The organism is Azohydromonas caseinilytica (assembly GCF_012927045.1).
GTDB lineage: Bacteria > Pseudomonadota > Gammaproteobacteria > Burkholderiales > Burkholderiaceae_C > Azohydromonas > Azohydromonas caseinilytica.
The window spans coordinates 218,517-230,269 of record NZ_JABBFW010000004.1 but is presented as its reverse complement, the minus strand read 5'-3'; the positions used below and the strand labels follow the sequence as shown (position 1 = coordinate 230,269).

Genomic DNA, 11,753 nt, shown 5'->3' with positions numbered 1-11,753 from the left:
CGGCCCTGAACCCTCCCGCCGCGGCGCTGGACCCCTCTGGTCACCCCGTGAAAGGTTCGTCATGAAAGCCACCCTGATCACCACCGTCCTGGCCGCGGCATCGGCGGCGCTGCTGTCTTTCAACGTGCAGGCTGCCGAGGCCTCGGTGTACCTGCGCGAGTCGGGCCCGCCGAGCTTTTCCGACGGCGCCATGGGCAAGACGCGCGCGCAGGTGCGCGCCGAGCTGGCCGAGGCCGTGGCGCGCGGCGAGGTGTCCAACGGCGGCGTGCCGCCGCTGGCGCGGCCCTACGACCACATCTGGAGCGAGTCGGGCCCGGGGCCGCTGGGCGGGCCGGGCGGCAAGACGCGCGCGCAGGTGAAGGCCGAACTGGCCGATGCCGTCTCCCGGGGCGAGCTGGTGCTCAGCGGCGGCAACGGTTACCGGCGTGGGTATGGCGACGCTGGCGGGCCCTCGGGGGCGGCGGCGATGCGTTGAGGGCAGCGCGCGGGCCGGTCACTGATTCAGGCCCGCCCGCCCTGTACCAGTACCCGCTGCGGGCCGACCAGTGCCTTGAAGGACGCGTCGGCGCTGGACCAATCCAGCACATCGACCTTGAAGGGCAGGTCCGATTCCGCGAAGGCCTCGCACAACTCGGCATGCAGCGCGGACGGCAGGCGCTGCGTGCCGCCCACGGCCAGGTCCAGGTCCGACCAGGGCTTGCAGCGGCCCGTGGCGCGCGAGCCGAAGGCCCATACCGGGCGATCGGGCACCAGGCGCGCCAGGATCGCGCGCACGATGTCCCATTCCGCCGGCCCCAGCGCCAGCGCCGGCAGGGGCGATACGTCCGCTTTCATCCGATGCGCTCCGTCAGCCGCTGCAGCAGGTGGCGGGCCTCGTCCATGCTGTTTGCCGACAGCCGCGGCGGCCCCGAGGACATGACCTCCGCCCGCGAACCGCTGGCCTTCCAGCACGGCGACGTGCAGGAGGCCGCGGACACGCTGCAGGCTTTTGACGGCTGGTGCCGCGCCTCGGTGGGCTCATTGACCACGCTGAGCTACGGCGAGGAGTTCGGCCGCAGCGTGGGCGCGAGCCTGCCCACGCGCGGACGCTTCGGCGGCCCGCAGGCCCCGAACATCGAGAGCGACGACGGCCCCGGCGCCGGTCCCTTCGCCAGCCCCGAGCACGCGCGGCGCACGCTGCGCCTGGCGCTGGAGGCCATTGAGGCGCGCCAGTCGGGCTGGGTCGGCCAGGGCTCCATCCGCAGCTTTGCGGCCGGCACGACGATCCGGCTGGCCGATGCCGTGGAGGACATCGACAGCGGCGAGCCGCTGCGCGACGCGCGCTTCCTGCTCACGCGGGTGCGGCATGTGGGCCTCAACAACCTGCCCGCCAAGCTGGCCCGCACCCTCATCGACCGCCTGGGCGACGAGCCGGTGCTGCCGGTGCACGCCATCGAGCCCGAGCTACTGGCGCTGGCGGCGCAGCGCGGCTACGCGTGCGGCTTCGAGGCCATCCGCGCGGACAAGCCTTGGCGCCCCCTGCTGCTCGATGCCGACGGCGCGCGGGTGTTTGCCAAGCCCGAGCCGGGGCTGTTGCTGGCCACCGTGGTCGGCCCGGACGGCAGCACGCAGCCCCGGGGTGCCGACGAGGTGCACACCGACCGGCTGGGCCGGGTGCGCATCCGCTACGAGTTCCAGGGCGACCCGGACAACGCCGAGGGCACCAGTCTGTCGAGCTGCTGGGTGCGCGTGCTGCAGCCGCTGGCCGGCTCGGGCGGCCAGGGCGCCATGGGCACGCAGTGGACGCCGCGCATCGGCCACGAGGTGGTGGTACAGGCGCTGGAGGGCGACATCGACCGCCCGGTGGTGCTCTGCAGCCTCTACAACGGCCGCGGCGAAGGCGGCGTGCCGGCCACCCCGGGCGGCAAGGCCGACCCGGACGGGCCGCCGACGCTCAACGTGTTCGAACTCGGCAGCGACGCCCGCCCCGCCGGCCAGGGCAACCGCCGCGGTGGCGGCGCCAGCCCGGCCTGGCATGGGGCCAGTCCCACCCTGGTGGAGCATGGCGGCCAAGCCAATGCCGCGGCGCTGTCCGGCCACAAGAGCAAGGAGTTCGGCGGCCGGGGCTTCAACCAGCTCGTCCACGACGACACCCCGGGCCAGGAGCGGCTGCAATTCGCCACCACCCAGCACGCCAGCCAGCTCAACCTGGGCCACCTCATCCACCAGGCCGACAACCACCGCGGCAGCTTCCGGGGCCTGGGCTTCGAGGCGCGGACGGACGCCTACGCGGCGATCCGCGGCGCGTGCGGGCTGCTGCTCTCCACCTATGCCGCGAGTTGGGCCGAGCCGGCGCAGGAGAACGCGGCCGGGCTGGCGATGGGCAAGCAGTTCCAGGCGCTGGCGCAGGCGCTGCACCGCGCGGCGCGGGTGCACCAGACGGTGGGGCTGTCGGGGCTGCTGGGCAGCTTCAAGGCGGGCGCGAGCGTGGCCGATCCGGACTTGGCCCCGATCCCGGCCTGGCTGGCACAGGCGGCCGGCATGGGCAGCACGCGCGGCTTCGAGCAGGCCTTGGCCGACGCCCAGTCGGGAGAGACGCAGGCCGGCGAGGACACCGTGCCGCAGAGCAACGCCCCGACGCTGAGCCTGAGCGCGCGCGCGGGCTGCGCCATCACTGCGGCGCAGGACGTGGCGGTGGCAGCCGGCGAGAACGTGCACCTGGCCAGCGGCGCCGACATGGACGTCGTGGCCGGCGGCGCGGCCCGCCTCCACGCCGGGCAGGCCATCGGCGTGCTGGGCGGCGCGATCGAGCCCGGCGGCGAGGCGGCGGGCACGGGGTTGAGCCTCATTGCCGGCAACGGCGACCTGGAGCTGCAGGCGCAGTCCGGGACCCTGCAGGTCGCGGCGATGCAGGACGTCACCTTCCAGAGCGCCCGCGGCCCCATCGACTGGGCCGCCGCCAAGCGCATCGTCGTTTCCACCGCCGGTGGGGCGGCGCTGGTGTTCGAGAACGGGAGCGTGGACTTCATTGCGCCGGGGACGTTGACGGTGCGGGCGGGGGTGAAGCAGTTTTTGGGGGCGGCTCGCCACGAATACCCCATGCCGGTATTGCCGAGCCAGATTTGCGTGGAATGCCTGCTCAAGGCCCGGGCCAGTGGTTCACCGTTCGTGCTGCGTTGAAGGGAGAGCCAGCATGATGGAATTCAAGGCTTTTCTTCAGGCGATATCCGCGGCCAGTGCGCCGACAGACAGTCGGTTATATGCCTTGGTGGATCACGCCGGAGCACCCGGCCTGCTCAAGCGTTTACGGGAGCAGCCACAAACTCGCTGGACCAGCCTGTTCTCCGGATCGACGGAAGAAACCGCCATCGAGGCGGCTCCCTTGCTTCTGGATTTGAATACTATCAATCGAGAAGCCTGGCTGCGTTGGCTCCACCTGGCATGCGGCGAAAGCACCAGCCTGACGCTTTTGCATTCCTCCCTGGCTTTTGAAGCACTTGCACAGCGATTGAAATATCGCCTTGACGTGCTTCTACCCGACGGCCTGCCGGCCATGCTGCGGTATTTCGACACCCGAATTCTGGAGTCACTGATCCAGGTGCTGGAGCCCGACCAACGCAACCATTTCCTTGGCATTGCCTATTGCTGGCAATGGTTAGATCGTGGCGGAGACATGCGGGCATTCAAGGCATTGCCAATGGCAATCCGAGGACAGGCCTCAAACAGTTTGAAGCTTGGTGACGTCAGGTTGTTTTGTTGAATACAACCCAATCTTTACCCCTCACACAATCCTCCCCCCCAGCCTTTTCTGCAGCCGCCGCAATTCGTCCAGGAAGCGCGGCACCGCCGCCACCACGTCCGGGCCCATGGGCTCGTCGTTGTCGTGGCCGGTGTGGGCACGCAGGGCGTGCCAGGTGCGCCACACCGGCCAGTCGGCCGTGACCAGGCGCTGCTGGTGCGCCAGGCCGATCAGCGCCTCGGCGTCCATCGCCGCCACCGCGGCCGCGTCGTCGGAGGCCAGCGACAGGCAGCGCCTGATGGCCTTGAGCGCCAGGTCGTAGCCCAGCTCGAAGCGCTGCACCAGGCCGTCGCGGATCAGCAGGTCGCCCGGGTCCAGCAGGCAGCGGCGCAAGGCCTCGTCCAGCCGGTCGGCGGATCGTCCCAGCGGCTCGATGTACAGCTCCATGGCACTCCTCCTGCTGCGCGTGGCCGTGCGATTGTGCCGCCGCACCCGCGCCGCCCGCGTGCACTCATGCCGCCCCGGGTCTTCCACCCCCCGCTATCCTCCCGCCCTCGCGCGCGCGTGTGATCCTTCCTCTCTTCCAGCGGCCCGGCCGGTGAGCCGCACCCTCCGCACGGCGCGCTCCGCAGTACCCGATGTTGAGCCTCTGTTTTTCCAACCGCTTCCAAGCCCTGCAGGACAGCCTGCTCCAGGCCCTGGAGGCGGACACCGGCGGCGTCTTCGAGCCCGTGCACGTGGTCGTGCCCAGCAGCGCCGTGCGCCGCACGCTGTCGCTGGCCGTCGCGCGCGCCCAGGGCGTGTGCGCCAACGTCGCCTTCAGCTTCCTGGCCGAGTGGCTGTGGACGCAATCCGCGCGGCTGCTGCCGGGCGCGCCGGGGCTCGCCCCCTTCGCGGAGCCGGTGCTGGCCTGGCGCCTGTTCGGCCTGCTGGGCGACGCCGAGTTCGTGGCCGCGCAGCCTCGGCTGCAGGGTTACCTGGACCATGCCGACGAGCTGATGCGCTGGGAGCTGGCGCAGCGCTGCGCCGCGCTGTTCGAGCAGTACCTGACGTACCGCGGCGACTGGCTCGCCGCCTGGAGCGAGGGCCGCCCGGCCGACATCGAGGCCGACGCGCCCGATGAGCCCTGGCAGGCGGCGCTGTGGCGCCGGCTGCGCGAGGAGCTGGACATCTCGGCCCGCCACCCGGTGGAGCCCTTGCTGCACGCGCTGGAGCGGCTGGACGACGATGCCCTGCACGCCGCCGGGCTGCCGCGGTGCGTGCACGTGTTCGCGCTGCCTTCGGTGGCCCCCGTCTACATCAGCGTGCTGCAGGCGCTGTCGCGGCGCATCGACGTGCGGCTCTACGTGCTCAACCCCTGCCGCGAATACTGGTTCGAGGTGGTGGACAGCCGCCGCATCGCCCGGCTGGAGCAGCAGGGCCGCGCGCTCTACCACGAGGTCGGCCAGCGCCTGCTCGCCGCCTGGGGCCGCCAGACCCAGGCGCACCTGGACCTGCTGCTCGAAGCCGCCACCGAGGCCGAGATCGACGACAGCGCTTTCATCCCGCACGGCGCGCCCACCCTGCTGGGCCGGCTGCAGGATGCCGTGCTGGAGATGCGCGAACTCGATCCCGGCAGCGTGGCCCTGGCACCGGACGACCACAGCATCGAGCTGCATGTCGCCCACTCGCGCACGCGCGAGCTGGAGGTGCTGCACGACCGGCTGCTGGCGCTGTTCGCGGCGGACGACACCTTGCAGCCGGGCGACATCCTGGTCGTCACGCCGGACCTGAACGCCGCCGCGCCACTGGTGGAGGCGGTGTTCGGCACGGCGCCAGCCGAGCGCTTCATTCCCTGGACCCTGACCGGGCGCGCGCGCAGCGGCGTCAACGCGCCGGCGCGCGCGCTGCTGTCGGCGCTGGCCCTGGTGGGCTCGCGCTTCACGGCGCTGAACGTGTTCGAGCTGCTGCAGCAGCCGCCGGTGGCCCGGCGTTTCCACCTCGACGCCGCCGCGCTGGCGCAGGTGCAGGCCTGGCTCGGCGACGCGGCCATCCGCTGGGGCCTGGACGGCGGCCGCCATTCCTTCGGCGAAGGCCTCACCCGGCTGTACCTGGGCTACGCCCTGCCTTCGGAGATCAGTGAACCCTTCGGCGAACGCCTGCCCGCGGGCGACGGCGAGGGCGGCGACGCCCAGGCGCTGGGCACCTTCTGGCGCTTCACCAGCGTGCTGCGCCGGCTGGACGAGCGGCTGTCGCGGCCGATGGCCCCGGACGCCTGGCGCGGCGCCCTGCTCGATGCGGCCGAGGCGCTGATCGACCCGGACGCGGCGGAGCTGGAGGACTGGCGCGAGCTGCAGCTGGCGCTGGCCGCGCTGCACGAGCAGCTGCTGACGGCTGGCCTGGAGCAGCCGCTGTCGCTGCCGCTGATCCGCAACGCGCTGCAGGCGCAGCTGGACGCGGGCGCGCCCGGCGGCGTGCCCACGGGCCAGCTCACCTTCACCTCCATGGGCAGCCTGCGCAACCTGCCCTTCCGCGTGGTCTGCGCCTTCGGGTTGGACGACGGGGTGTTTCCCTCGCCGCAGCGCCCGGCCGAGTTCGACCTGATGGCGCTGGCGCCGCGCCGCGGCGACCGGCAGCGCCGCCAGGATGAGAGGAACCTGTTCCTGGACCTGCTGCTGTCCGCGCGCGATCGCCTGCTGCTGAGCCACACGGGCCGCAGCGTGCGCGACAACGCCCCGCTGCCGCCCTCGGTGCTGGTGGCCGAGCTGCTGGACGTGCTCGTTCCCGCCATCGCCACGGATGCCTCCCCGGCCGCGCTGGCCGCCGCGCGCGCGCGGCTGGTGGTGGAGCACCCGCTGCAGCCCTTCTCGCTGGAGGCTTTCGATCCCGCGGCCGACCCGCGCAAGCGCAGCTTCAACGCCGAGATGGCGCGGGCGCTGCGGCGGGCGCTCACCGGGCCGGCGGTGCCGCCGGGCCTGGTGTCAGCGCCGTCCCCGGACGGGGCGGACGAGGACGCGCCGGCCGCGGAATCCGCCAGTGCCTTCTTCAGCGCCCCGCTGACGCCGCCGAGTGAGGAAGAGCGCCAGGTGACGCTGGAGCAGTTGAGCCGCTTCTTCCGCAACCCCTGCCGTTACCTGCTGTCGCAGCGCCTGGGGCTGGAGTTGCCGCGCCCGGGGCCCGCGCTGGCCGAGGACGAGGATTTCCTGCCGGACCGCGCCGGGCGCCGGGCGCTGGCGCAGCGGCTGCTGCCGGTGCTGGAGCGCGGCGGCGACGAGTCCGCGCTGCTGCGCCTGGCGCAGGCCGGCACCGAGTACCCGTCCGGGCGGCTGGGCCGGCTGCTGCTGCAGCGCGAGCTCACGGCGCTGTCGGGCTACGCCGGTGCGTTGCGTGGCGAGGAGCCCCTGCCGCCGTGGAGCTGCACGCTGGAGATCGACCTGGACGGCGAAGCCTGGAGCGTGGCCGGCGCCTGCGCCGACCTGCGCCCGGAGGGCCTGCTGCGCGGGCGCTATGGCGACGCGGGGGCGCAGGACTTCATCGAGGCCTGGCTGCTGCAGCTGTGGCTGTGCGCCAGCCGGCCGGAGGGCGTGGCGCTGCGCACGCGCTGGCAGGCACGCGACGGGCAGTTCGAATTCGGCGAGGCGGAGCAGCCGCTGCGCACGCTGGCCGGGCTGCTGCGCCTGTACCGCGAGGGGCTGACGCGTCCGCTGCACTTCTTCCCGCGCGCGGCCTGGGCTTTCATCGAGGGCAAGGAGCTGATGAGCAAGGCGCAGGCGGCCTGGTACGGCGGCCCGCAGTGGGAAGGCGAAGGGGCGGACCCGGCGTACCGGCTGGCGCTGCGCGGCTGCACGGAGCCGCTGGACGCGGAGTTCGTGCGCAGCGCGCGGGCGGTGTTCGGGCCGCTGCGGCGGTGCTTGCGGGGCGAGCGCGCATGAGCCGCCCCGAGCTCGACCTCTTCGCCTGCCCGCTCGACGGCATCAGCCTGATCGAGGCCTCGGCCGGCACGGGCAAGACATGGAACATCTGCGGGCTGGTCATGCGGCTGCTGCTGGAGCGCGGGCTGGAGTTGCCGCAGATCCTGGTCGTCACCTTCACCAATGCCGCCACCGCCGAGCTGCGCGAGCGCATCCGCGTGCGCGTGGTGGAGACCTTGAACGTGCTGCAGGGCGGCACGCCCAACCCCGGCGACCCCTTCGTGCCCGGCCTGCTGCAGAGCCTGCGCCAGCGCCACGGGCTCGACGACGCCACGCTGGTGCAGCGCCTGACGCTGGCGCTGCAGTGCTTCGACGAGGCCGCCATCTTCACCATCCACGGCTTCTGCCAGCGTGCGCTGGCGGACGTGCCCTTCGCCGCCGGGCTGCCGCTGGCGCTGACGCCGCTGCCCGACGACACCGAGCTGCTGCAGCAGGCGGTCAACGACTTCTGGCGCCGCCATGTCGCCGGGGATGCGCTCGATCCGGCCCTGGCCGCCCATCTCGCCACCGGCAAGGACACGCCTGAAAGCTGGGCGCGGCTGCTGGCGCGGCGCCTCGGGAAGCCGCTGTCGCCCTGCCTGTGGCCGGCGGCGCTGGACGCGCAGGACAACGCGTCGGAATCCGAGCTGGCCGCTGCCTACGCCGCGGCGCGCGAGTGCTGGCTCAGCGAGCACGAGGCGGTAGCCCAGGCGCTGCGCGACGCCGCCCCCACGCTGCACGCCCACAGCTACGGCGCCGAAGGCATTGCCACCGCCCTGGCCGGCTGGCGGCGCTGGCTGCAGGCCGGCGACGCGCTGGCGCCCATCGACGTGGACGGCGACAAGCTGGCGCTGATGGGCGCCGCCACGCTCGCCCGGCGCACCCGCAAGGGTTTCGAGCCGCCCTTGCACCGCTTCTTCGCCCTGGCGGAGGACCTGCTCGCTGCCCGCAGCGGCGCGGAGCAGCAGTTGACACTGGCGCGGCTGCGGCTGCTGCGCCGGCTGTTCGAGGAAGGCGGCGCGGCGCTGCGCCAGCGCAAGCGCGAGCTGCGCGTGGTGGCCTTCGACGACATGCTGTTCAACCTGCACGAGCGGCTGCAGCAGGCGCCGGGGCTGGCGGCGGCGCTGCGCGCGCGCTTCCCGGCCGCGCTGATCGACGAGTTCCAGGACACCGACCCGCTGCAATGGGCCATCTTCGAGCGCGTCTGGGGCGACGGCGCCAGCCCGCTGCTGCTGGTCGGCGACCCCAAGCAGGCCATCTACAGCTTCCGCAACGCGGACCTGCACACCTACCTGCGCGCGCGGGAAAGCGCCTCGGCGGTCTACACGCTGCGCGAGAACCAGCGTTCCAGCCCGGCGCTGATCGAGGCGCTCAATGCGCTGTTCCAGGCCCACCCGCGCAGCTTCCTGATGCCGGGGCTGGACTACGTGCCGGCCGCGGTCGGCGCCCGGCCGCGGCCGGTGTTCCGGGATCTCACCGCGCCGGACGGCGCCGATGCCGGCGCGCTGCAGCTCTGGCTGCTGCCGCGCGGCGAGGACGGAAAACCGCTGCTGCGCGAGGACGCGCTGCGCGCCAGCGTGCAGGCAACCGCCGGCGAGATCGCGCGGCTGCTGCGCGAGGGCCGCGCCGGGCGCGTCACGCTGGACGGCCGGCCGCTGGAGGGCGCGGACATCGCCGTGCTGGTGCGCAGCCATGCCCAGGGCGCGCGGGTGCGCCACGCCCTGGCCGCGCTGGGCGTGGGCAGCGTCGCGCTGTCGCAGGCCAGCGTGTTCCACACGGCCGAGGCCGAGGAGCTGGAACGTGTCCTGGCCGCCGTGCTGGAGCCGGCGCAGCCCGGGCGGCTGCGCGCGGCGCTGGCGACCGAAGCGATGGGCCTGGACGCCGTGGCCCTCGCCGCGCTAGCCGCTGACGAATGGGCACTCAGCGAGCGCATGACGCATTTCGCCGAGTTGAAAAGCTGCTGGCTGGAACACGGCGTCGCGGCGCTGCTGCGGCGCTGGCTGCAGGAGGACGCGGTGGCCGAGCGGCTGCTGGCGCGCCCGGACGGCGCGCGGCGGCTCACGAACCTGCTGCACCTGGGCGAAGCGCTGCACGAGGCTGCCGGCGCGCATCCCGCACCGGAGGCGCTGCTGCGCTGGCTGGCACTGCAGCGCCTGGGCCGCGGCGGGGACGAGACGGCGCAGCTGCGGCTGGAGTCGGACCAGCATCTGGTGCGCGTCGTCACCATCCACAAGGCCAAGGGGCTGGAGTACGGCCTGGTGTTCTGCCCCTTCCTGTGGGACGCGCAGGTGCCGCCGCCCGCGCCGGGCGGCATGGTGGAAGTGCACGACGATCAGGGCCGCCCGGTGCTGGACCTGCGCGGCGGCCTGGACCCGGACGGGGACGAGGCGGCGTTGCGCGAGCGGCAGCGCGCCGAAGGCGCGGCCGAGACGCTGCGCCTCACTTACGTGGCGCTCACCCGCGCCGTGCACCGCTGCCACGTGGTGGTCGGCCCCTACGCCGCGCGCAGCGGCAAGGGCGTCACGCAGCACACCGGCAACCGCGGCTGGCTGAACTGGCTGGCGGCGGGCGACGGCTTCAGCGATGCCGCGCAGTGGTTCGGGCACCCGCTCGGCCCGGACGAGATCGAGGCGGCGTGGCGGCGGCTGGCGGCGCGCTGCGGCGCGATCCGGCTCTCGCCGCTGCCCATGGCGCCCGGCGAGCCGCTGCCGGCGGCCGAGACGCCGCGCATTGAAAGCCTGGCGCCGCCGCGGCACATCGCGGCGGGCTGGCGGCTGGGCAGCTACAGCGCGCTGAACCTGGACACCGTCGCGCACGAGCGCGCCGGCCGGGACCACGACGCGCGCGTGCGCGGCCGCACCGCCGGCCGCGCGGACGAGGCCGGGCTGCCGCGCGACGACATCCTGCGTTTCCCGGCCGGGCCGGCGGCCGGGGACGCGGTGCACGCCGCCTTCGAGCAGGCGGATTTCACCGACCCGGCCAGCTGGGAAACGGCGGCCTGGGCGGCGCTGCGCGCGCACCCGCAACCCGGCAGCACGGGCCACGAGGGGCGCGAGCGCGCACAGGCGGCCATGCTGCAGCGCCTGCTGCAGGACGTGCTCTCCACCGAGATCGCGCCGGGGCTGCGGCTGCGGCACCTGCAGCCCGGGCGGCGGCTGACGGAGATGGAGTTCAACCTGCCCGCCCCGGCGCTCAGCGCCGCCGCGCTCGATGAGGCGCTGCGGGCCCTGGGCCTGCGCGTGCCGCCGCTGGGCGAGGAAGCGCTGGGCGGCTACCTGCGCGGCTTCATCGACCTGGTGTTCGAGCACGAGGGCCGCTTCTGGCTGCTGGACTGGAAGTCCAACCTGCTGGGCACGAATCCGGCGGACTACGCACCCGAGGCGCTGGCGCAGGCCGTGGCCGAGCAGGGCTACGGCCTGCAACTGCTGCTCTACACCCTGGCGCTGGACCGCTACCTGCACCTGCGCGTGCCCGACTACCGCTACGAGACCCACTTCGGCGGCGCGCTGCTGTTGTTCGTGCGCGGCGTGCGGCCGCCCTGGCGCAACGCGGACGGCAGCGCCACCGGGGTGTTTCGCATGCGGGCGGCGGAGGCGGACCTGAGGCGGCTGCAGGCGTTGCTGGGCGCCTGAGGGCGAGTGCCGGCGCGTCGCCGTGCGGTACGCCGCCCCGGCGGCTGGGCCGGGTTGCCGTCTCCCTGGACATGGGCGCCGGCACGGGGCCGCGTCGCCTTACAAGTGATGCACCTGAAACACAATCACACAAACAAGTGCTAAATTTCCCCTTAATAAGGGGGTTAGGCATCATGGAAGTTGCTGCCTGGATGGTCGTCCTCGTTCTCGGACCAGCCGCCGTGCTGGGTGTGTTGTGGCTGGGCTGGAAGCTGCTCCCGTACTTCGTGGCGGTGAGCTGGGGCCTGGTGGCCGTGCTGGCGCTGGCCCGGCAAGGCGGCCCGGATGAGACCGCGTTCATGGCCGGGCTGGTGAGCCTCATTGCCATGCTGTGGATCGGCAAGCGCTGGTACAGGCGCTGAGCGCCGACCCGGGCTCGGCCCGCGGTTCGCACCTGCCTCGAGCCCTGCCGCGGCACGGCTGATCCCGCATGGC

General features: G+C 73.3%; 8 protein-coding genes. 6 read left to right on the top strand and 2 right to left on the bottom strand.

The window, feature by feature from the left end; translation table 11 throughout:
* The first annotated feature begins 61 nt into the window (after positions 1-61).
* Positions 62-475, top strand: coding sequence for a DUF4148 domain-containing protein (locus HHL10_RS08145; protein WP_169159853.1), 414 nt, complete (start codon positions 62-64; stop codon positions 473-475).
* Between the two features lie 26 nt (positions 476-501).
* Here the strand turns inward: HHL10_RS08145 and HHL10_RS08140 are convergent, their stop codons facing one another.
* Positions 502-834 (bottom strand): nucleotidyltransferase family protein, encoded by a 333-nt coding sequence (locus HHL10_RS08140; protein ID WP_169159852.1) that lies wholly within the window; start codon positions 832-834, stop codon positions 502-504.
* Positions 835-879: 45 nt separating this feature from the next.
* Between HHL10_RS08140 and HHL10_RS31140 the strand changes: the two genes are divergently transcribed.
* Together HHL10_RS31140 and HHL10_RS08130 are read left to right on the top strand one after the other, a co-directional pair.
* A complete protein-coding gene (locus tag HHL10_RS31140; protein ID WP_169159851.1) occupies positions 880-3,159 on the top strand; it encodes a type VI secretion system Vgr family protein in 2,280 nt (759 codons plus the stop codon).
* 13 nt (positions 3,160-3,172) lie between these two features.
* Positions 3,173-3,739, top strand: coding sequence for a DUF4123 domain-containing protein (locus HHL10_RS08130; protein ID WP_169159850.1), 567 nt, complete (start codon positions 3,173-3,175; stop codon positions 3,737-3,739).
* Positions 3,740-3,760: 21 nt separating this feature from the next.
* On the opposite strand, the gene HHL10_RS08125 is transcribed toward HHL10_RS08130, so the two are convergent.
* On the bottom strand, positions 3,761-4,165 hold the full coding sequence (locus HHL10_RS08125) for a nucleotidyltransferase substrate binding protein (RefSeq protein WP_169159849.1): 405 nt from the start codon (positions 4,163-4,165) through the stop codon (positions 3,761-3,763).
* Between the two features lie 191 nt (positions 4,166-4,356).
* On the opposite strand from HHL10_RS08125, the gene recC reads away from it, so the two are divergent.
* From recC to HHL10_RS08110, 3 genes are all read left to right on the top strand, one after another.
* The gene (gene recC / locus HHL10_RS08120; RefSeq protein ID WP_169159848.1) at positions 4,357-7,629 is read left to right on the top strand and encodes an exodeoxyribonuclease V subunit gamma; all 3,273 of its coding nucleotides are present in this window, start codon (positions 4,357-4,359) and stop codon (positions 7,627-7,629) included.
* Positions 7,626-11,279: an exodeoxyribonuclease V subunit beta gene (gene recB, locus HHL10_RS08115; protein ID WP_169159847.1), complete on the top strand. Its 3,654-nt coding sequence runs from the start codon at positions 7,626-7,628 to the stop codon at positions 11,277-11,279. Before recC ends, recB begins: the two co-directional genes overlap by 4 nt.
* A 173-nt stretch (positions 11,280-11,452) precedes the next feature.
* Positions 11,453-11,680 (top strand): hypothetical protein, encoded by a 228-nt coding sequence (locus HHL10_RS08110; protein ID WP_169159846.1) that lies wholly within the window; start codon positions 11,453-11,455, stop codon positions 11,678-11,680.
* The last annotated feature ends 73 nt before the right edge of the window (positions 11,681-11,753 follow it).